Origin of the sequence: Sutcliffiella horikoshii (assembly GCF_008180725.1) — a bacterium.
GTDB lineage: Bacteria > Bacillota > Bacilli > Bacillales > Bacillaceae_I > Sutcliffiella_A > Sutcliffiella_A horikoshii_B.
In genome coordinates this window covers 393,035-415,812 of the sequence record NZ_VTEV01000002.1, presented here as the reverse complement: position 1 = coordinate 415,812, position 22,778 = coordinate 393,035, and the positions used below count along the sequence as shown (strand labels likewise).

The following is a 22,778-nucleotide window of genomic DNA, read 5'->3' as shown; positions in this document are numbered from 1 at the left end:
CGCATAAATTAGAAGCTTATCTTTAACTTATTTATTTTTTGTGGTGATATATGCGTAGAAAACAAAAAAGCATGCAAGTTGAATGAGGACAATTATTTTATCGACAGGAAGTAATAAGCTACTTATGAATAACCCGATATTAACGCTCACTAAAAGCAGGTAATGTTTAAGTTTTAGTCGATTTGTTTTGTAACGATACTTGTGAAAAACTAAACTAGTACCACCTACATAAATAAGGGTTGATGCAAAAGCTATTGCTACCCATACATCTTTTCCAATGTCATATAAAAATCCCAGTTGAATGACCGAAGCAATAACACTCATAGACATAAATATTATTAAGTGCCCATAAACAATAAGTTGTCCGGAAGTTTTATATTCTTTATTGACTTTCTTTTCTAGCGTATCAAAATACTGCCACCACATTGCCATGACTAATGTAAATGTTAGGAGTAAAATCCCGATGCTGTTCCACTGATTTTTTTCTACCTCTATGATGGAAACGATACTTACAATAAATTCCCCAAAAAGGATAATGGTCAGTAAGCCGAATCTCTCTAATAGATGAGGAGTATTAATCGGTACTTTTTTAATATGTTTACGACCTATGAGCGGAACCACTATATCAACGGAAATCCCTAAGTACAATACAAAATACTTGATCCACGAGTCAAATAAAAGAGAACCTAACGAAATGAGTGCACCAATTAAAAAACCATAACCGAGGAACTTTGCAACCATTTTTCGTTCAGCTACTTCACGTTGAATGGCGGATATATACTGAATGGAAACAACCAATCGCACCCCTAAATATCCGATGAGAAAAGGGAGATAGTAGGTATCAAAATCAACGGAAAGACTTGCCGTCATAAGAATTACAAATACCATTTGTACACTCATCCATATGCGGTCTCTATTCGTATCTTCTCCATAACGGTTAACAAACAAGGTCTGACCTACCCAAGCCCACCAAATCGGGATAAATATTAGTATAAATTTCACCATATATTCAACAGGTATGGTCTGGTCTTCAACATGCAATAAAGTATGGGTCGCTGTTGCAATGGCAGCAACATATATTAAGTCATAGAATAACTCTATCCAGTTTACTTTTTTGTGAGGCACATAATCCCCCCTATTATTTATTCTTCTCTTTCTTGTACATCATGACAAAATCTTTTAACTGATTAGCAAATGAGCGGAGATGACTTATTGTTCTCTGATCAATTATCTGCTTAGTCTCACTATCTACTTTTTGATGCACGCCTCCTACCAGAACCTTAGGGCCGCTCATGACATTTGCATTCATCGCTACAAGAATTTGTCTTAGTTGCATTTGAGAAAGAGCTGTTCCAATACTGCCAGGAGTCGCACCGGCTACCGCTACAGGAAGGTTGGCAAATATGGAAGATTGAATGGGACGCGAAGCCCAATCCAACGCATTTTTCAATCCACCAGGTATTCCCGAATTGTATTCAGGCGTGACAATCAGAATTCCATCTGCTTCTCTAAGCTTTTCCTTAAAATCAATTACCTCTACAGGATCTCCACCTATTTCAAGGTCCTCATTAAATAAAGGTAATTTGTCAATTTCTACAATGGTTATTTCCATATCTCCTACTTCTTTTGATTCTTGTTTTATAGCTTCTAATAGCATTTTATTAAAAGAATCCTTCCTTAAGCTCCCACAAATCGATACAATTTTTAACATGTAGATCTTCCTTTCCTTCTTTATTTAAATGTCTTGTTCCACCATTTAGTTGCTTCTGTAATCTCTGAATCTCTTATTTCATGCCCATAATCCGTCATATGCAAGGAAACACGCGCGCCTAGATTGGTGAGATGGCTTTTTAGTTGTACTGCTTCACTCGGTAGTACCATTTGATCTCTTGCACCCGCGGTGATAAAAATGTCCAAAGCATCCAGTCGAGCTTCTTTAAAAGACTTTAGGGGATGACTTGGGTGTAATAATATAGCACTTTTGAATATTTCAGGTTGGTGAAGAATTAAACTGACAGCCATATTGGCACCGTTTGAATAACCAATTAGATGAATATTCTTTTTATTAAATGGATAGATGGAAGCTGCTTGATTCAGAAAATCCAAGAGGTCTATGGTTTTTGCTCTGATTGATTCTTCATCTATGGAACCGTCGATTTTCCGACTAAAGTAGCGAAACCGTCCATCCTCTATTACATCTCCTCTTACACCTAATACTGATAGAGAAACATCCACTTTACCTGCTACGGATAATAAATCTGTCTCCCTTCCGCCGGTTCCGTGTAATAGAAGGAATACTTGATCTGATTCACTACTGTTATGAAAGAAGTGCTTCAATATGGAAGCTCCTCCTTTTGACCATTACGATACAAAGGAGTCCGAAGTGGTTTTAATTTTGATTCAATTTCAGAGCGTTTAGGCTCCAGGAAAGTCGGCAAAGATAGTTGTTCCCCTAGACGGTCTTGTTTTTCATCCAAGGAAAACCCAGGTCCATCTGTCGCTATTTCGTACAGAATTCCGTTAGGCTCGGAAAAATACAACGAATGAAAATAATATCTGTCTACAAAACCGGAAGTCTTAAAACCCTCGTTCTTGATTTCTTCTATTGCTTTCTTCAATTCTTCTGAGTTTTCAACCCTAAAAGCTACATGATGTACACTTCCACGCCCCTGTCTCTCATCAGGAAGATCTTTTCTTTGTTCTACATGTATTTGTGACCCATTTCCCCCGGCTCCAGAATCTAATACATGTACCTCTCTAACGGGAGCGTCATCCACTTGAAAAGAGCCGATTTTTCTAAATCCCATCACATCAGTCAAAACCTGAATGGTAGGTTCAAGATATTTGACTGTCAATGTCACAGGGCCAAGACCAACAATGCCATACTGTTCCGGAATGTCCCACCGCGTCCATACCTTTCCTCCAGGTACACCATTATTTAGTTGATCAGAGATAAGTGCCATTTTGTGTCCTTCGCTATCACTGAAAGGAAGGATAGCATGCCCAAAACGCTTCGTAATTGGTTGATAGTTCACTCCTAATTTTTCAAACCGATTCTGCCAAAAGATTAAAGCATCATCTGACTTTACCCGCAGGGAGATGCTGGAGATACTGTTAGTACCCGGATGTTTTTTAGCCATATTGGGAATTTCAAAGAAGGTCAACTCTGTCCCAGGATTCCCATCCTCATCTCCATAAAACAGATGATAGTAAGCAGTATTATCTTGGTTAACCGTCTTTTTGACTAAACGCATTCCTAATATTCCTGTGTAAAAATCCAAGTTCTTTTCTGCATTTGCCGTTAATGAAGATACATGATGAATTCCCTTGATATTCAAAGGTTTTCCCCCTTTATGCTGCTAATGTGAAAATATTTATTTTTTAATCAATCATTAATAATCATCAAACGACTACAATTATATGCTCTTAATTACTTAAAGTAAATTCAATGATTTTAAACTTAAGTTAACTATTAGTTAACTAATTGGTGTTTTTACTTTTACCCCTTCCCCTTCTCAAAAAGAACGTTCATTCATATAAATAGAAATAAAATGGTTTTAAGGAGCGAAGTATATGGCCATTAAACCACTTGCGCTTCAAAGGGGAGATACGATTGGTTTGGTTACTTTGGGGAGTCCTCTTGATGCAACCACAATAAATACCAGGGTTCAATTTTTGCGGGATATGGGATTTAACGTTGTTTTTGGAAGGTATGTATATTCTATTGATGGGATTGTCTCCGCTCCTGCTGACAAAAGAGCAGAAGATCTCATGGATATGTTTAAGAATCCGAATGTGAAAATGATTCTTGCGACACGAGGCGGGACAGGTGTTCAACAGATTCTTCCTTACCTTGATTTTACTATCATCAGGGAGAATCCAAAGTTAATTTCAGGGTACAGTGATATTACCGTGCTGTTGAACAGTTTATATCAGTTCAGTGATCTCATTACGTTTCACAGTTTGATGCTTATTGATTTTCGAGCAGAAACACCGGCTTACAACTTTAATCAATTTTTTGCAGCGACTTCTACGTTTGTCTCCCCGCGAGCTATTATTAATCCACCAGAATTGGTGCGGATGGGGATAAATCCTGGAAATGTGACCGGGCCAATTGTTGGAGGAAATATCACTTCCATCGTGAATACGCTTGGCACGCCGTATGAAATTGATACAAAGGGCAAAATTCTTTTTCTAGAGGACACGCATACACCTTCCAACATGATTCTTCGCTACTTTACCCAACTGTCGATGGCAGGAAAATTTAGGGATTGCCTCGGCATTATTATGGGGGAATGTACGAATTGCCCGGTAGCATATAACACGTCCTATACAGATCTCATTAATTCTGTTCTAGTGCCGACGAGAAAGCCCTTGATTATGAACTTCGCCACAGGTCATGGGAGGTTCAAGGCCGCCATTCCGATTGGTGCTACTGTTAATATAAACGCTACGAATAATACGATAACGGTGATGGAGCCAGCGGTGTCGTGGGGACAGGAACCGTAACCCTTTTTGGAGAGTAATCTCGGTGATTCAGAAGGTTGGTTGTGTAAAAATATGGATTATCGTTCATTTGAATGGATTTATTTTATAATTGAGCGGGTTTATTGAATACTTTCAGTCTTTTATTGACTGATTCGTCTCGTTTATTGCATAATTCTGCTTCGCTCGATTAGCTTAGGGATCTCAAGCCACCAAGCATTATATCAGGTCTGCCAAATCAACGTTATCTTAATATACCATGCTGAAATAGTCGACATCTGTCTTCTTCTCCTCATTGTTAATCTTTAGGTAAAAGAAATAGACTTATCCAAACGTTTGTTTAAATTTTAATATGCAAAAATAATAACAGCTTTTACACCATTAAAGTCACTGCTCAAAGAAATCATACACTTTCTCCACGTCATACGTCTTAAAGACCAGTTCCTCCCGATTAAAGACCAAAACTACTGGAAACTGCTCGACTCCAATCTCTTTTTTGTAATCCACCACATACTCATCATCGTAGACAATCCAAGTGGCTACCACTTCCTCCTCTGTGAGATTGAGAACCTTTTCATAAAGAGGGTCTTGCAATTCTGGAGGCAATACAGCCCCTTCTTCATACATAACAACAAGTTTATAGCCATCTATATGTGATAGGAATCGTGTATATTGTTCTTGAAAGGTCATATCTAATAGGACGAGCTCCTTAGGCTTTCCTTCAAAACTTTCTCCCCTTGGTGGATTTACTAACACTTTTTGTCCCTTCTTAAGGTCTTTAAGAAATGCTTCTTTCCCATTCTCGTATTTGATTGTGGTCTCATCCGTAATCTGAGCTAGGTAGGAGTAACCCTCTTCTGTTCCATTCGCTCCTTTCCTATCTCGCTTTTCCCACTCCGAAATATCCACCTCCACACTGTCCCCACTAACATTCCAAACCGTTCCGGTCATTTTTTCATCGTCATAATGAGTATTTGGATTCTCCTCACCACCAACTGCATTGCTACCACAAGCGGTAAGAACTGTAATGCTAAAAAGTATTAACACCAAAAATGAATGTCGCATAATTTCTCCTCCTGGTATGAAAGGGTTAGGTACTTCGACCCACCCTTTATTTTCCTTATCTTTTCTTCGTGGAACAACAGCTGATATCCTTCTTTTCCCAAAGTTCAAATTAAAATCACTCCTGGTGGGGCACTATAAGCGTAACTGGAGGGATTAAAAATGAAGAAGTTTACCTTACTTTTTTGTATAGCATGCTTTCTATTTGTTGGTTTACAACCTGTTTCATCAGTAGAGGCCACACAAGTTGCAACTCAACAAGTACCAAGTTACGCAAAGTGGGGACAGCTCGCGATGAAACGAACAAAAGAGACCTATCCAAAAGCGGAAATTGTGGACTATTCACATCTCGGAAGACAGGAAGGCCCAATATTAACAACGGAGAAATTCAGGCTTTGGTTAGAAGAAGGGGAGAAAGAGTTCGGGGTGAATGTAACGATTAGCTTTTATAAGGAGACGGAGTCGGTTAAAGAGGTGAAGTTGGAGGAGATAAAGCGGAAGGGGAAAAGGAAAAAGCGTAGGTAGTGGGAGATAAGCAAGTTGGGGAGTAGCTCTAGGTTACAATATAGGGCTACTTCATATGTATTGTTTATTGACTAACTATTTTAGTTAATAAAATAAAAGGTATATTTTTGAAAATTATATATTTTCATCCACTTAACTGTTATAGTTAAATAGACTCTCTATAGAAGGATGTGGGACATGCTAGTTAAATCACGTACTATGTCAAGGGAAATGCAAATCTACTTATCGTTGAATGCCCGAATGACGCTGCATGAAAAGGAACAGCAATACTTGTGGAACTTGGAGAAAGGTTATGAAGGAGAGTGTATGTTTGATGCCCTGACTGAAAAATTAGAGGGTTGTAATCACTTCATTTTGAATGACCTCTTGCTAAAGCATAATAACACCACATTTCAAATTGACTCCTTTATTATCACTCCCCGGAATGCTTATCTTTTTGAAGTGAAGAACTTTGAAGGGGACTATTATTATGATGCCTCCTCTGATCACATGTACTTTAAATCGTTATCTAAGCCCAAAGAAGTTACCAATCCCCTGACACAACTAAATCGTTGCAACTCATTGCTTCGCCAACTGCTGAGTAATTTTGGATATAATATCCCCATTCTCGCTTCCGTGGTTTTCATCAACTCCGAATTCACCCTGTACCAATCACCTCTTGATAAACCTTTTATTCATCCAACTCAAATAAACAGATACCTTAAAGGCTTAGAAAATACTTCTTCTGGGCTGAATAACAAGCATACGGAGCTTGCTGAAAAACTAACGTCCCTTCATATGGTGGATTCTCCTTTTAAGAACTTGCCAGGTTATTCTTATGATCAAGTGAAAAAGGGGTTGGTGTGTGCAGGATGTGCCTCTTTGTCTGTATTTATTGAGGGGCGGTCTGCGCGGTGTGTGAGGTGTCATAAGGTAGAGGCGCTTGAGGAGATTGTGCTGCGACATGTGCGGGAGTTTAGGATGTTGTTTCCGGTGAGTAAGATTACTACTAGTGGAATTTTTGAATGGTGTGGGAGGGGGATTTCTAGTAAGACGATAAATCGCATATTAGATAAACATTTTTCAATTAAAAGAAGCCGTAGGTGGAGATATTACGAATAGAATTATGGAATGCTTGTGAGAGAGAGGATTTTGGGGATTTCAGACATTATTAGTTTTATAGATTGGATTTCTGGTGAATAGATGATTTCTATTAGACATTTCTCTTGCTGTAGGTGGGGGTTTGGGCGATTAGAGCGCTTCTATTAGACAGTTCTTGGCTTTCACACGGCTATTCGGGCAAATAGAGCGCTTCTATTAGACAGTTCTTGGATTTCAAACCGAGCTTCGGGCGATTAGAGCGCTTCTATTAGACAGTTCTTAGCTTTCGAACTGAGCTTCGGGCGATTAGAGCGCTTCTATTAGACAGTTCTTGGATTTCGAACTGAACTTCGGGCGATTAGAGTGCTTCTATTAGACAGTTCTTAGCTTTCGAACTGAGCTTCGGGCGATTAGAGTGCTTCTATTAGACAGTTCTTGGATTTCGAACCGCGCTTCGGGCGATTAGAGCGCTTCTATTAGACAGTTCTTAGCTTTCGAACCGAGCTTCGGGCGATTAGAGTGCTTCTATTAGACAGTTCTTGGCTTTCGAACTGAGCTTCGGGCGATTAGAGCGCTTCTATTAGACAGTTCTTGGCTTTCACACGGCTATTCGGGCAAATAGAGCGCTTCTATTAGACAGTTCTTGGATTTCACACGGCGATTCGGGCAAATAGAGTACTTGTATTAGACAGTTCTTAGCTTTCGAACCTGGTTTTCGGCGAATAGAGCTCTCCTATTAGACAATTCTTGCTGCCACACATCGATTTCGGCAATTAGAATGCTTCTATTAGACAATACCGCGGTTTCCAATCAACCTTCGGGAGTATAGAACTTAGGCACCGTGCCTGCCCCATCACCCCACAAAAAAGAGAGGCGTCCACAACACGGACGCCTCTCCCCTTAATCAAAAACCTAATTCTCCTGCACTTCCCTACGGTTCTTCTTAAACATCTTCGACAACACTTCATACACAATCGGCACAATAATCAGTGTCAACAATGTAGAACTTGTCAGTCCACCAATAACGGTAATACCAAGGCCTTTTGAAATCAGACCACCGCCACCGTCAATTGCTAGAGGGATTAGTGCTCCAATCGTCGCGATAGCTGTCATCAAGATTGGGCGTAAACGGGTTGCGCCTGCTTCTAGGATGGCTTCGCGCATTGTCAATCCGTCACGCTCCATGTGGATGATGCGGTCGACAAGTACGATCGCGTTCGTTACAACGATACCAATTAGCATGAGTAGTCCCATCATAACTGGAACGGAAATCGTCTCTCCTGCAAGTAACAGTCCAACAAAGGCTCCGATTACTGCAAACGGTAACGAGAATAGAATCGCAAATGGTGCTACTCCTTCCCCAAATGTCACAACCAGGATGAAGTAAACAATCGCAATCGCTGCAAGCATCGCAAGACCGAGCTGCGTGAACGTTTCTTGCATGTCTGCTGTCACACCGGCAACTTCCATTGTGACGCCGCTTGGCAGTTCCACATCACTGATTGCGTCATCCACTTCTGCTGTTGCTTTGGAAACGTCATCTCCAATGACCGTTCCGCTGACAGATGCATAGTATTCGCCTTTTGATCTAGCTAGGGTATTCAACGTGGTGCCTTCTTCTACTTCCACAAGTTCTGAAAGTGGCATCGTCCCACCCATAGCAGTCGGTACTTCTGTTTCTAACAATTCATCAATTGATTTTGGCTGTTCTTGTTGTTCTTGTTTTACAATGACATCAAGGGTTTTGCCGTCTTTTTCTACATTTGTCAGTACTTCTTCAAATTGCGGACTCAGCATCATTACGATTTGACCTGCTGTCAGACCGTATTGAAGCAGCTCATCTTGACTAACTTTCAAAGTATGCTCCACATACGCTTCCTCGGCAGTGGACGAAACATTTTCTAAAGAATCTGTTCCGCTCATCGCGTCTTCTACCTTTTTCACCGCTTCATTTAAGTTTTCAAGGTTTTCACTAGAGAATGTGTAGCTAATCTCGTTTGAAGCCATGGCTCCAGTGGCGAAATTTTGGCTTTTCCATTCACCGGATTGGCCGATATTGAACACATAGTCTTCCACTTCTGTTCTTGCTTCTGGGAAGTTTTCCATGTCTTTGTCAAAAATAAGGTACATCAACACACCGTCAGATCCGCCGCCCATCATGGCCATCTGTTCATTGGCTCCTTCTGTAACAGATAGCTGGACAATGTCGATATCGTCACGTTCCATCATGGCTTTTTCGACTTCTTCTACGTTCTCAAGAGTCTCTTCTTTTAACTCCCCTGCTTCTGGTGTATACGTCAAGTACATGACTTTTTCTTCTTCGCTTCCTAAAAAGCTGAATCCGATCAGAGGAGTCAAGCCAAGACTTCCGACCAATAGTACAATCGCTAAAATAGACGTTATGATTTTATGGTTCAACGACCAGTTCAAGACACCTTTGTACCAGTTTGCAAGTTTTCCAACTTCCTTATGGCCGCTTTCTGTCTTTTCGCTATAGAGCTTTTTCTTGAAAAGGAAGTGCGACATCGCCGGAACGATGGTTACCGCCACAATTAGTGATGCACCAAGCGCAAAGGTCATTGTTAGTGCAAACGGCATGAATAGCTCTCCTACCATTCCACCAACAAAAATTAACGGAGCAAATACAGCAACCGTTACAAGCGTCGAGGAAAGAATAGGCTTGAACATTTCAAGCGTTGCTTCCCGAACTAGCTCGCGGCCCGTTAATTTTTCTTCCTTCAGGTGCAATCTTCGATATATATTTTCCACAACAACGATGGAGTCATCGATAACACGACCGATTGCAACGGTTACCGCTCCTAGTGTCATGATATTCAACGTAATTTCCATCCAGTTTAAAAGTAAAAATGCCATGAAAATGGACACCGGAATGGACACGATCGAGATAAGGGTCGATTTAATATCCCTTAAGAATAAAAGGATGATTAAAATCGCAATCGCTCCACCAAACAAGGCTTTTTCCACCATTGTTGACACGGATTTCTCGATTGGTTCTCCTTGGTCAAGCGTGACATCCACTACTAAACCATCGATACGTTTTTCTTCTTCTTCCATTAATTCTTTAACTGCATTCACCACATCCACCGTGTTTGCTTGTGGATGTTTCAACACTTGAATCGCAATAGCGTCTGCTCCATTCGTTCTGGAGACAGATTCCACTTTACCAATTACTTCGATTTCAGCAATATCACTTAATTTTACAAAAGGAACTTGAACTGTTTCGGACGGAGTGACTGGAATCAGCATTTCCTCCAGTTCCGCTGCGGTCATGAATTTCCCGTCAACCGAAACGGCTTCTTCTCCCTCTTCAAACTCGTAAAGTCCTAAGGAAACATCCAAGTTGCTTGCTTGAATCATCTGTTTGACATTGTCTTCGGTTAACCCAAGTTCCGTCATACGGTCTGTGTTATAGCGAAGCTCGACTTCTTCTATATGCTGTCCGGCAATAGTTGCAGATGCAACACCTTCAAGCTTTTGAATTTTCGGAAGCAAGGATTCTTCCACAGTTGCGGAAAGTTCCACGATATCCTCAGTTTCACTGCTTGCACTTAAGGCAACAACAGGCATCATGTTCATGCTGATGGCCGTGACCATCGGTTCTTGCGCACCCTCAGGCAGTTCCACATCGTCGAGTGCGGAAGCTAACTCGCGCTTCGCCTCATCCATATCTGTTCCATATTCATATTCAATCTGTAAGTTTGCAATGTTGGAATACGAATTGGAATAAACAGCTTTTACATTGTCTAGCCCTTCCGCCACCTGCTCAAGCGGGATCGAGACATCCTCCATTACGGTTTCCGGTGTTGCTCCAGGATAAACATCCATCACCACTAAAAATGGGATCGAGATATCTGGAATCGTTTCCGTTTTCATTTTTGTACCGGAATAGATTCCTGCTACGGTAATGATAATAGTCAGTAACCATACTGCCAGCTTATTTCTAATTACAAAATTGACTAACCCTCTCACGGTTGCACCTACCCTTTTATTGACTTTATATACTCCATTTCATATACTAATGACTATCCGGTCATATGTCAACGAATTAGTATAGGAGAAAATACATGTCTAAAAAACAACTAATTATGGAAAAAGCGACAGAGCTGTTCGCGAAGCAAGGTTTTGAAGCAACTTCCATCCAACAAATAACAGAACAATGCGGCATATCAAAGGGGTCTTTCTACCTGTCTTTCAAATCAAAAGACGAGTTGATCACTGAGATGCTTGACCACTTTTTCATGGAGGTCACAACAGAAACTGACCAGTTAGTCAATTCTAGTAAAAATGATCCCCAATTACTTTATAAATTCTACCAATTGATGTTTCACTTCTTTGCAAAACACGCCGATTTTGCAAAAGTGCTTATAAAAGAAATGCCCCATTCTTTGAATCAGGAATTACTGATCAAATCCCGTTCTTATGATATTCAGACTTCCAAGAACATCTTGGTAATGGTGGAGAGTATTTATGGAGATAAGGTTCAGGCAACCAAGTTTGATCTTGTTTATTGTATCAAGGGGTTTCTGCGAATCTATTCGGAGCTGTTTCTTTTCTACGAGGTGGATTTGGACATGGATTTGCTGTGTCAGTCACTCGTCGAGAAAACGGACAGCCTTGCGAAGCATTCTAACATTCCATTTATAACGGAGGAACTGGATTTTTATTTGAAAAATGCAGAGAAAATTGGGGATTCTGGTTCAAGGGAAGACGTGCTTGCTTTGGTTGATGGTAAGGCTGCGGAAGTAGAAGATCCGGTGGTTAAAGAATCGTTACAGATGTTGCGCGAAGATATTATGGAACCTTCCCTGCCGCTTGCCGTTCGGAGAGGATTGATTGAGAACGTGCGGGTTCACGCTGACGGCAAATGGGTGGCGTTGGTGTTGGATCGGTGGTTTGGGTTTTAGGGACAGGCAACGCGACCCATTGAGGGGCGGCGAGCCCGTCCCCTCAGCCCTTGTTTAGTTAAATGTCCGAAGTTTTTGCAAAGTTGACCGAAGTTTTATGAAAGTTGGCCGAAGTTTTGGCAATTGACCGAAAGAAATTATGAAGTGTCCAAAGGTGGTTGAAAGTTGACCGAATATCGCTGCGAATTGACCGAACCCCTAGTCTTTTTCCACTTCATTTGTCCGAAGTGAGACGATAAATGTCCGAACCAAAATTCACCTACAAAAACTCAGCTATTTTCTATTAAATTTACGTGTTTTTCTATCAAAAACCCACTGTAACAAAGATTTGTTCACTATTTCTAACAAAGAACTATGGTGTGAAGATCCTTACTTAAATCTAACAAGAAATTCATTTGTGTTTTTTGTAGAAAATAGATACTTACCCTCTAAAACTATCCCACTAAACTATGCAAAAATAGTCGATATCACTCGACACCTTCCCATCCCCCACTTTTCAATATCAAAAACAAAATTAATCATACGTTTGTTTAAAAACAATTATTCTTGAATAACTTTCTGTACCTAATACCGTATTTCTTCTCTAAAGTGAAAACATGTCAACGTACCCCATCCCCTCACACCACCACCCCAAAAGAATAAACTCCACATTCCAGGAAAGAATAACCACATATAAAATACTGAAAAAGCGAGTTGAATCATTTGTACACGGAGATGTATCCCCTTGAGGTTAATCTATTATGGTTTTATGTTGCTGTCATGTTTTTAGCTGCTGTAATTTTTGCAGTAATGGGGTTTAAACGAAAAAAGTTGCCAAGGGCAGAATATCTAATTGCTTTCATTATTGTCGCTTGGTCTGGAACTGCTTATTCGGCAATGGCTTTGGGGCAAGGCCATGTCACCATAGGAGACAAGGTAACCTATTATGCACGCTACCTGGACTGGTTAGTGACGACACCGCTTTTACTTGTGGCGCTAGCTTTTACCGCAATGCATTATATGCCAAAAGATAAAGTGCTTATTGGAGGATTGATCGCTGCTGATGTGTTTATGATTTTGACAGGGCTGATTGCAGACTTATCTCCCACTCCTGTAAGGTACTTTTGGTATGGGTTAGGGTGGGTTGGCCTGATGTTTATCATGTATATCATCTGGTGGCCCCTTAGACGAAAGGCCATGGCACAAAGTAGTAAGCTACATCGCTTCTATCTCATTGTGGCTGGATACCTAACCATACTTTGGTTCGGTTACCCTACATTCTGGATTCTCGGCCCTTCTGGTGTTCATCTTTTTGGCCAAGTAACGGATACCATACTTTTTGTGTTTCTGCCCATTTTCTCCAAAGCTGGCTTTAGCCTCATTGACTTACTTGGTTTGCAGAAGTTAGGAAAGAATTCGTCAAAAGTACCCCAGCCGATTCAATAGCTGATTATAGGGGACAGGCACGACGACGCGGGTCACCATGCCTGTCCACTCACCCCACAAAAAATTTCTCTTGCAAAATTATTCAGAACATTATATGATACTCTTAATAGCACATGAGTTAGTGCTACGCTCAAGCTTTGAGCTCATATACTCCAAAGGGGAGTAGCTGACAGTTATGTCGACAATACGTGATAGCAATATCACCGGCTTAACTGGCAACGTTGACGTTGTTTGCGAGACCTTTGCCATTATGGTAAAGGGATATATTTGTGTATTTCCAAACCTTTACCATTCAGTTGGTAAAGGTTTTTTTGTATTTTTCAGGGAGGGATTGGCGATCTAAACAGCACGTTGATAGCAAAGTCAACCAACATCTAAAACTCATTTAAAAAGGAGAAAAACGAACTTAATTGAACCACCTATCTGAAAAAAATCTATTAATCTGGTTAACCTTTATTGTTACCTTGAAACTGTATGCCGTTTCGATATTAACCTTGGACCTTCACAACCCGCCAAGATCATTGGCGTTACCATCCACACCTTCCATTTAAATGAACCTTGTTTTACATGATGGACAAAAATAATAGAACGGAGGAAGATAATAATTGGATATTGGATTGTTACTTGAATACGGTTGGGTGTTGCTCATTCTGATTGGTCTGGAAGGAATTCTTGCGGCGGATAATGCGCTTGTCATTGCGACAATGGTAAGGCATTTACCTGAAAATCAACGGAAGAAAGCTTTATTTTACGGATTAGCAGGGGCATTTGTGTTCCGATTTGGATCCTTATTTCTCATCTCCTACCTTGTACACATTTGGCAGGTGCAGGCTGTAGGGGCATTATATCTGTTGGGGATTGCCGTATATCATTTACTGAAAAAGTATGTCTTAAAGCCTAAGCTCATCAAGCATGCGGAGGAAAAGAAAGGCTCCGGCTTCTGGATGACCGTGATTAAAGTAGAACTTGCTGATATTGCCTTTGCTGTTGATGCCATCCTTGCTGCAGTTGCACTTGCGGTTATGCTTCCGACAACAAATCTTCCGACAATCGGTGGTTTGGACGGTGGACATTTCGCCGTCATCCTTGCGGGGGGAATCATCGGATTAGTCATCATGAGATTTGCAGCCGGCTACTTTGTTACCTTGCTGGAAAAGCGCCCTGGGCTTGAGACCGCTGCATTCTTTGTGGTAGGTTGGGTCGGGGTGAAACTTGGAGTATACGCACTGTCCCATCCGGAACTGGCGATTCTGTCAGAAGGATTTGCTAAAGGGGCTCCTTGGAAAATTACGTTCTGGGCTGTACTTGTGTTGATTGGGGTACTGGGGTGGATTCTTTCGAAAGAGGAACCAAAGGTACAACAGTTGGAAACTTGATCGGTTGGGTTGCAGGGACACGAAGTTCTGCAACCCTTTTTTATTTAGGCAATTCAACACCTTCTATAAACTATCCCAACATACTATGCGAAAATAGTCGATATTACTCGATGTATTTTAAATCCACATTCACCAACTTCAAAAACGAAATTAATCAAACGTTTGTTTGAAAAAAGTTATTTAAGAAGAATATGATGCTTCATAAACCTTACTTTTTCACATTAAAGCAAAAGCCGGGCGGTGTGCCTGCCCCCCCGATACTCACATCTACCCGCGTTTGGTAAATGTCCAAAGATTTCGGGATTTTGACCGAAGATTTTAGAAAGTTGACCGAAGTTTTGGGAAAGTTGACCGAAGTTTTGCGGAAATTGACCGAATCAAATATTGAAGTGGCCGAAGGTGGTTGAAAGTTGACCGAACGTCGCTGGGATTTGTCCGAACCCTTACTCAAATTCAACTATATTTGTCCGAAGCAAGAGAATAATTGACCGAACCTAATTTAAGCAGCAAAAAATAAGCATTTTTTATTAAAATATCACTACTTTTCTAGCAGTCGCGACCATTAGCTTCACACAAAAGCCCCCCGTTAGTAGATTCACCATTTCCAACCAAAAAATATGGTGTGAAGATCCTTAGATCCTCACACCATACTTTATGTCGCTTTAAAGCTTAGAAGGGTCGTCGCGCCTGTCCCCTCTGCCCGCTTTAAGCAGCTCTTCTTCTATTCCAGAAGAATAATCCTCCACCAGCCAGAACGAAAACTAGTCCTGTCAGTAAAACATTAAACGTATTTGTTGCTGTTTTCGGAAGTTTATTACCTTTTCCTGGTTTGTCAACCGGCTTGTTGCCTGGTTTCTCTCCTGGCTTATGCCCTGGATTCTCTCCCGGCTTATTCCCTGGGTTCTCACCCGGTTTGTTACCTGGATTTCCTCCTGGCTCACCTGGTTCTCCTGGCTCTCCTGGTTCACCCGGTTCTTCCCCTGGATCTACACTTACATCTACAATTCTACCTTCAATTTCAGTTGGGATTCCGTCGCTTCCAACACTCACTAAGTGGTCGCGGAAGTTTTCCCAATCGGATAGACCTAGATCTGTTACACGGCCTTCTGCATAAGCATTTGCAAAGACGTCATAGCCGTCTCCACCTTTTGCTGTGAATGCGTTCGTAGTAATTGTGTATGTTTCTTCGTCTTTAATTTCAACCAGATGACTATTCTCATCCAGATATTGAATGGATACTACACGCTCCCCTGCAGGTTTCGTAGAATCAAACTCTATTACCCCTCCGGCTACATGCAAGAAACCGCCATTTTCTCCTGGATATTGGCTGAAACTTCTTTCGAATGCTTCTTTCAGCTCAGCACCAGTAAGGTCCATTGTTGCCAAAGTATTAGCAAATGGAAGAACAGTGATGACTTCACCGACAGTAATCGGACCTTTGTCAATTGCTGCACGGATACCGCCACCGTTTTGCAATGCCATGATGACATTTTTACCAGTGAAATCTTTTGCTTTTGCAAGCATTCCGTCCGTAATCAGGTTACCTAGGATTGTTTCGTTTTTACGTACGCTTGGCTTCGTATTGTCGCCATCTGTACGTGGATTTTCTAATTCGATTGGTGTTGTTACGCCAATTTCTTGATTAGCCACTTCATCAACATGTGCTTTGAATGGTGCCAATACTTCTACTGCTTCAGGGTCAGCTTCTTTGTCGCTAACTTTAATTAAGTATCCGTCATTTTCGATTACTACACCATTTTCATCGAATCTTACGTCTAACAAACCTAGATTGCTATTGGAGTTTCCAGTTTGTACAATGACAGTTGGTGTTTCGTCTTCCGCTACCACTACAGGTTTGGACAATGCTGTATGACTATGTCCACCTACGATAACGTCAATGCCTTCTACTTGTTCAGCAAGAACCAGGTCATTATCTACTGCTGCATTGTCGTCATATCCGATATGAGTTAATGCAATAATTTTGTTAACGCCTTGTTCTTCTAAGGATGCAACTGCTTTTTCTGCCTCTTCTAAATAATTTTCAAAAGTGATGGAGCCTGGGCTTGAGATGTCAGCTGTTTCTTCTGTTGTTAAACCGAAGATACCGATTTTCTCGCCGTTCACTTCTTTGATGATACCGTTATAGATTTCACCATTCTCATAAGCTGCTTCAATTGTGTCATTGAATAGTCCATCGAACTTCGCATCTTTTGAGAAATCAACGTTAGCACTTACGAATGGGAAGTTTGCTCCCTTAACAAAGTTAACCAGTGCTTGATGGCCATCTGCTGAAGAACCTAGGTCAAATTCATGGTTACCGAATGTCATAGCGTCAATGCCCATCAAGTTCATTAAGGCAAGTTCGGCTTCACCTTGGAATTCATTGAAATATAAGGTTCCAGTGAATGCATCTCCAGCATCAAGTAGAAGTGCATCTGGGTTTTCTGCTCTGATTTCTTTTACAGCTGTTACAGTCTTTGGCATGTTTTCCAAAGCTGAATGAGTGTCATTCGTATGCATAACAGTTAAGTCAAATAGACCTTTTACGTCTGTGATTCTGCCTTCTGTTTCTGTTGGGATTCCTTCACTGCCAATACTCACAAGATGATTGCTGAAGTTTTCCCAATCAGATAGACCTAAATCTGTTACACGACCTTCTTCATAAGCTTTTGCAAAAACGTCATAGCCGTCTCCGCCTTTTGCTGTGAATGCGTTCGTTGCGATTGTGTAAGTTTCACTATCTTTTACTTTTACATATTGACCGTCTTGATTTAGATACTTGACGGACACGATACGTTCGCCTGCAGGTTTCGTAGAATCAAACTCTACTTTTCCTCCGGCTACGTGTAAGAAACCGCCATTTTCTCCTGGATATTGACTTAAGCTGATTTCGAATGCTTCTTTAAGCTCCTCGCCAGTCAATTCCATCGTTGCCAGTGTGTTGGCAAAAGGAAGAACGGTGATGATTTCCCCTACCGTGATCGGACCTTCATTAATTGCTTCACGAATTCCGCCACCATTTTGTAATGCCATGATGACATTCTTGCCCGTGAAATCCTTCGCTTTTGCAAGCATTCCGTCGGTAATCAAGTTACCTAGGATTGTTTCGTTTTTACGTACACTCGGCTTAGTATTGTCGCCGCCTGTGCGCGGGTTTTCTAAAGTGTTAGTTGTAGACACGCCAATTTCTGTTTGCGCTACTTCATCTACACGTTTTTTAAATGGAGCAAGCACTTCTGCTGCTTCTGGATCTTCTTCCATGCTATCGTTGATTCGGATGATACGCCCATCATGTGTAGTGATAACACCATTTTCGTCAAAATTAACATTCAACACACCAAGGTTGTTGTTTGCATTACCCGTTTGAACGATTAACGTTGGTGTTTCATCATTAGCTACCACTACCGGCTCTTTTAATGCTGTGTGGCTATGTCCACCGACGATTACGTCAATGCCTTCCACTTCTTCCGCAAGAACCAGGTCATTATCTACTGCTGCATTGTCGTCATATCCGATATGAGTTAGTGCGACAATACGATTAACACCTTGAGATTCTAAATATTCTACTGCTTTTTCAGCTTCTTCTAGATAGTTCTGGAACTCGATGGATCCTGGGCTGGAGATATCAGCTGTTTCTTCTGTCGTTAACCCGAAGATACCAACTTTCTCACCGTTTACTTCTTTAATGATGCCATCATAAATTTGGCCATTTTCATATGCAGATTCAATGGAGTCATTAAATAGTCCATCAAACTTTGCATCTTTTGAAAAATCAACGTTTGCACTTATTAATGGGAAGTTTGCTCCCTTAACAAAGTCAACCAATGCTTGATGGCCTTCTGATGAAGAACCTAGGTCAAATTCATGGTTACCAAACGTCATCGCATCAAAGTCCATCAAATTCATCATGGCTAAGTCCGCTTTACCTTGGAACTCATTGAAGTACAATGTTCCAGTGAATGCATCACCTGCATGAAGAAGAAGTGCATCTGGATTGACAGCTCTAAGTTCTTTTAGTGCTGTAATAGTTCTTGGCATTAAATCCAATGCGGAATGTGTGTCATTTGTATGGAAAAGTGTCAGGTCTGGCCCTGCTAAATCAAGTTGAACCAACATAGGATCATGGTCGGATGCCTGTCCTTGTGCTTCTGTAAAGTTCGCATTGATATGGATCATATCCACTGCTGTATTGGATACTAGATTATTAGAAACTAAGATATGGTCTAATACTTGGTTGTTTCCTTGGTAGAAATAAGAGAAACGATCCTCAGCAGGAACTAAATCTACCATATTTGTCAGAACTCCGCCTTTAAGTGTTTCAAGTGCCGGTGTGAATTCGAAATCATTCATGTCTCCAGCAACAACAACATTTAATGCAGGATTTTTCTCAAGTCCAGCATCAATGAAAGTGTTAATTTCTTGTGCTAATTGAAGTCGCTCTGCTTCTGAACCTAATTTCGGTGGTTGGTTTGCTCCCCATAGAGATTGGTCTCCACCTTTAGAATTCAGATGAGCTCCGATTACAACGACACGCTCACCTTGGAATTCGAACTCAGCAGCGATTGGTTTACGTGTATCTGCGAATGCATCTGGATTAATGACACCTGGATTAAGCGTCAAGCTACCTTCTTCTGTCCAAGCATTTGCTTGAGTTGCGTTTCCTTCCGTAGCATCAGCTAATTCCACTCGTTCAGGGTTGTATAGGTAACCAACACGGATATTTCCGCCTGGTGCACCACCGTTTGTATTGTTTTCAGGTGCAACATCTGTCCATGCATACGTTGGACCACCAGCAGCTTTGATTGCATCAATCAAACGCTCATAGCTCTCGGATGCATCTGCATTACCAGAATCCGTCTGGCCATCATTATCCTGCACTTCTACTAGCGTAATAATGTCAGGAGATTTCATATTTTCCACAAATGAGTTTGCGATTCTTGCCACTTTCTCATCTGAAGTATTTGCTGTATTGTTTGAGAAGTTCTCGATATTGTAGTTTGCGACAGTCAATTTGTCGTCTGCAGGTTCAATATGAGTCACTTCTGGCTCAATGCTTGAAGGGATAACTTCCGGCAAAGTCTTCTTGTCTGTTACTAATTGGTAGCCTGCACTTGCATAAGAAAGAATACCAATAACATCACCGTCAAATTGATCGCCGGATTTGTAGTCATTTCCAACGTTATCTAGCATAATTTTTTCAGGGTTATAATCGTCAGCTGCGATATTTAATCCACCCATAACGTTTAGTTCGTTATTTGTTGTGCTTTCCACAATGATTGGAACATCGCCGTTATATGGCGGTCCAACTACAAGAGCATCAGGGAAAGACAGACGCATATATTCAACAGATTCCCAGAAATCAATGCCGTCTTCTTCAGGATCAAAAGATTCTAGTTTGTCGTTATCAATGATTTTGTTTGGAGGGATGATATCTTCTCCAACAACTAGAGGTGCAGGAAGGTCTGCTGTACCTGTCTTTTCTACTGTTAATCCAGTAATCTGTGTTCTGGAGAGGTTGGCGCCTCCACCGTATTCTGTAACTTTTCCATCAACAGAAACAGTATCCCCAACTAAAACGCCATGGTTTTTTAGGTATACTTCAATTGCTTCAGATGTTGCACTGTCCTCGTCTGCATTTTCAACGTCCTGCATGACAAAGCTACTTGTACCAAAAACATGTGTGACAACACCAGTGATATCCGTTACCGAAGAACCATTGTATTCAGAAGCATGGCCTTTTCCTTGGATATCATGGATAAAGATGCCTTCTGTATCAAGGATTTTGTACGTAAAGCTGTATACTTCGCTCGCCGTACCTTCCACAACTGCGATTGCTTTAATAGTTGTTTCACCAGTTTCTAAAGCAATTGGCTCTGTGTATTTTGTACTTTCTGTAGTTGGTTCTGAACCATCCGTTGTGTAGAAGATTTCAGCGCCTTCTGTACCGGATTTCAGTTCAATTTTCGTACCTGCTTCTACAACACCTTCTGGTTGAGTTACATACACGGCAGGTTTGTTCACTAAATCATAGCTATCTAGACCAGTAGTTTTCAAGTGATAGCCAGCACTGTTAATAGATCCAACACCCGTTAGATGTACTTTATCGCCTTCTTTGTAGTACTTGATAAGTTCATCGTAATTAGAGCCTGTGCGGTTATCGTGAATGACTGTTACGCTTTCTCCATTTTCGAATACAGCTTTGAACGTTGCTGTTCCATAAGAATCCTTCGTCATATCCGTAATCGTAACGTTTTCAAGCTTTAAAAATTCACCTTGTGTGCTCTCATCCACTTCTGTCACAACTTGTGCGGCAGGAAGTTCGTTTCCAGATGAAATAATTTCTAGATTAGTAGGCTTAATTTCCAATTCATTGTTATACGTTACTAGCTCACCTGTTATTTTAACTTTTTCACCGGGCTTTACACTTTTCGGACTACCATAAACAAACATTCCCGCAGTAGCGTCTTGCATATAGAATGAATCGCCGCCCCAAAGTCCAGTATTCGTTGTGGCAATACCTTCGATTGTGACCGTGTTGTTTTCACCCAGTTCGCGCGCTTCTGCAACAGTGATTGTCGGATCAACTGGTTCTGGGTCAGTAGGTTCACCAGGGTCGGAAGTTCCGAAAGTATGTTTTCCTATGTCAGTGAAAATATCTTTCCCTAAGTTATTCCATTCTGTGTTTCTATCAAAAGCGTCGTTAATGACGATGTCGCCTGTTGAAACATCGCTGTTTCTAACAAGAGAAACATCTGCAAGTACATTATCAACGGAGCCGACTTGGCCAATGGAATCCACTACTTGTCCATCTTTTTTCAGGACAATTTGGTCGTTTCCGTTGAAGTTGATGACTTGCTTGCTCGTGTCAATTTTGTCTGCGACAGCTACAATATCAGCATGTGCATCTTCGCGAGAAATAACGTATGTATCGCCATTTGCAAGCTTTCCTTCTAATGTTAATACCTTATCGGTTGTGGTTGCTCCTGTCGTGGCACTCCCACTATTATTGTAATGTTCCAGGGTATAGCCGCTAAGGTCAATTTCTGCCCCTGTTCCATTAAATAGTTCAATTGCCTTATTAAAAGATCCCCCTTCAATATATTCTGAAATAATGAGATCCGTGGCAACAACAGTTTCTGCATGTACTTTCGTATTAGCCGCTGGTGCAAATAAACTTGTAATCAAGAACACCAATGTGACAATACTAATACTTCTTTTGTGTTGTCTTTTCATTTTCTTCCTCCCATTTTCTTAAATTATGGACCCTTATGTTGACTCGTGGTGAATTCTTCACTACATTTTAGGGGAAATTGTCCTGCACCCATAAGGCTTATTACCTACATTTCTTTCATGCAGTCAAGCCTACCCAGACATTATTGTAAAGTCATATTATGAATCTAGTGTTAATTTAATGTGAAGATTTGTAGAATTACCGCAAAATATAAGAATGATAATATTCGGAAAATAACAGCTAGATTCCCAGATTTTCGACTTTTTCTAACCTTTTTAAACAAAAACCCCCTTCCCCATTATAGATTGGAGAGAATTATCTGTAAATACAAATTCTTCTTGATAGCGCTTCCTTTTCTTTCCTGAAGGGGTTTCAGGGGTTGGCTGAAGGGACAGGAACGACGACTTAAGTTGTGTCGTCTCTCCTGTCCCTTCAATGATAAAATGTCCGAAGATTTTTGATTTTTGACCAAAGTTTCGGGAAATTTGACCGAAGTTTTGGGTAAATTGACCGAAGATTGCCGCCAATTGACCGAACGAAATTTTGGAGTGTCCAAAGGTCGTTGAAAGTTGACCGAACGTCGCTGCTGAATTGACCGAACCCTAGTGTTTTTTCACTTTTTTTGTCCGAAGCAAGAGGATAAGTGTCCAAACCGAATTTTATCCATAA

At 41.0% G+C, this 22,778-nt stretch carries 13 protein-coding genes; 6 read left to right on the top strand and 7 right to left on the bottom strand.

Translation table 11 applies throughout. The annotated features are described in order from the left end of the window. Positions 1–27: 27 nt before the first annotated feature. The 4 genes from FZC76_RS05975 to FZC76_RS05960 are packed head-to-tail and all read right to left on the bottom strand — an operon-like array spanning position 28 to position 3,338. Positions 28–1,125 (bottom strand): low temperature requirement protein A, encoded by a 1,098-nt coding sequence (locus tag FZC76_RS05975; protein ID WP_148987338.1) that lies wholly within the window; start codon positions 1,123–1,125, stop codon positions 28–30. A gap of 13 nt (positions 1,126–1,138) precedes the next feature. Continuing rightward, positions 1,139–1,711 carry an NADPH-dependent FMN reductase gene (locus tag FZC76_RS05970; RefSeq protein ID WP_148987337.1) on the bottom strand — a complete coding sequence of 191 codons (573 nt, stop codon included), beginning with the start codon at positions 1,709–1,711 and terminating at the stop codon, positions 1,139–1,141. Between the two features lie 20 nt (positions 1,712–1,731). Next, positions 1,732–2,337 carry an alpha/beta hydrolase gene (locus FZC76_RS05965; protein WP_187441960.1) on the bottom strand — a complete coding sequence of 202 codons (606 nt, stop codon included), beginning with the start codon at positions 2,335–2,337 and terminating at the stop codon, positions 1,732–1,734. After that, positions 2,334–3,338 carry a ring-cleaving dioxygenase gene (locus FZC76_RS05960; protein ID WP_148987335.1) on the bottom strand — a complete coding sequence of 335 codons (1,005 nt, stop codon included), beginning with the start codon at positions 3,336–3,338 and terminating at the stop codon, positions 2,334–2,336. Before FZC76_RS05960 ends, FZC76_RS05965 begins: the two co-directional genes overlap by 4 nt. A gap of 235 nt (positions 3,339–3,573) precedes the next feature. Between FZC76_RS05960 and FZC76_RS05955 the strand changes: the two genes are divergently transcribed. After that, positions 3,574–4,509, top strand: a complete 936-nt coding sequence (locus tag FZC76_RS05955; protein WP_148987334.1) for a S66 peptidase family protein — start codon at positions 3,574–3,576, stop codon at positions 4,507–4,509. Positions 4,510–4,872: 363 nt separating this feature from the next. On the opposite strand, the gene FZC76_RS05950 is transcribed toward FZC76_RS05955, so the two are convergent. Continuing rightward, entirely contained in the window at positions 4,873–5,550 is a 678-nt protein-coding gene (locus FZC76_RS05950) for a hypothetical protein (RefSeq protein ID WP_148987333.1), read from the bottom strand. Positions 5,551–5,709: 159 nt separating this feature from the next. On the opposite strand from FZC76_RS05950, the gene FZC76_RS05945 reads away from it, so the two are divergent. Beyond that, positions 5,710–6,072: a DUF3889 domain-containing protein gene (locus FZC76_RS05945; protein ID WP_148987332.1), complete on the top strand. Its 363-nt coding sequence runs from the start codon at positions 5,710–5,712 to the stop codon at positions 6,070–6,072. 177 nt (positions 6,073–6,249) lie between these two features. Next, positions 6,250–7,173, top strand: coding sequence for a nuclease-related domain-containing protein (locus FZC76_RS05940; RefSeq protein ID WP_148987331.1), 924 nt, complete (start codon positions 6,250–6,252; stop codon positions 7,171–7,173). A gap of 891 nt (positions 7,174–8,064) precedes the next feature. Here the strand turns inward: FZC76_RS05940 and FZC76_RS05935 are convergent. Beyond that, positions 8,065–11,142 (bottom strand): efflux RND transporter permease subunit, encoded by a 3,078-nt coding sequence (locus FZC76_RS05935; protein ID WP_148987330.1) that lies wholly within the window; start codon positions 11,140–11,142, stop codon positions 8,065–8,067. Between the two features lie 95 nt (positions 11,143–11,237). Here FZC76_RS05935 and FZC76_RS05930 point away from each other — a divergent pair, with 95 nt between their 5' ends. From FZC76_RS05930 to FZC76_RS05920, 3 genes are all read left to right on the top strand, one after another. Beyond that, a complete protein-coding gene (locus FZC76_RS05930; protein ID WP_148987329.1) occupies positions 11,238–12,077 on the top strand; it encodes a TetR/AcrR family transcriptional regulator in 840 nt (279 codons plus the stop codon). A gap of 702 nt (positions 12,078–12,779) precedes the next feature. Beyond that, on the top strand, positions 12,780–13,502 hold the full coding sequence (locus FZC76_RS05925; RefSeq protein WP_148987328.1) for a bacteriorhodopsin: 723 nt from the start codon (positions 12,780–12,782) through the stop codon (positions 13,500–13,502). A 605-nt stretch (positions 13,503–14,107) separates the two neighbouring features. Continuing rightward, entirely contained in the window at positions 14,108–14,878 is a 771-nt protein-coding gene (locus FZC76_RS05920; RefSeq protein WP_148987327.1) for a TerC family protein, read from the top strand. Positions 14,879–15,583: 705 nt separating this feature from the next. Here FZC76_RS05920 and FZC76_RS23405 read toward each other — a convergent pair. After that, entirely contained in the window at positions 15,584–22,111 is a 6,528-nt protein-coding gene (locus FZC76_RS23405) for a 5'-nucleotidase C-terminal domain-containing protein (RefSeq protein ID WP_262372443.1), read from the bottom strand. Positions 22,112–22,778 lie beyond the last annotated feature (667 nt).

What these genes read in the sequence shown, in the direction of transcription:
- FZC76_RS05950 (WP_148987333.1), bottom strand. Translation starts at nt 5,550, where the DNA reads ATGCGACATTCATTTTTGGTGTTAATACTTTTTAGCATTACAGTTCTT.
- FZC76_RS05930 (WP_148987329.1), top strand. Translation starts at nt 11,238, where the DNA reads ATGTCTAAAAAACAACTAATTATGGAAAAAGCGACAGAGCTGTTCGCG.
- FZC76_RS05955 (WP_148987334.1), top strand. Translation starts at nt 3,574, where the DNA reads ATGGCCATTAAACCACTTGCGCTTCAAAGGGGAGATACGATTGGTTTG.
- FZC76_RS05970 (WP_148987337.1), bottom strand. Translation starts at nt 1,711, where the DNA reads ATGTTAAAAATTGTATCGATTTGTGGGAGCTTAAGGAAGGATTCTTTT.
- FZC76_RS05940 (WP_148987331.1), top strand. Translation starts at nt 6,250, where the DNA reads ATGCTAGTTAAATCACGTACTATGTCAAGGGAAATGCAAATCTACTTA.
- FZC76_RS05945 (WP_148987332.1), top strand. Translation starts at nt 5,710, where the DNA reads ATGAAGAAGTTTACCTTACTTTTTTGTATAGCATGCTTTCTATTTGTT.
- FZC76_RS23405 (WP_262372443.1), bottom strand. Translation starts at nt 22,111, where the DNA reads ATGAAAAGACAACACAAAAGAAGTATTAGTATTGTCACATTGGTGTTC.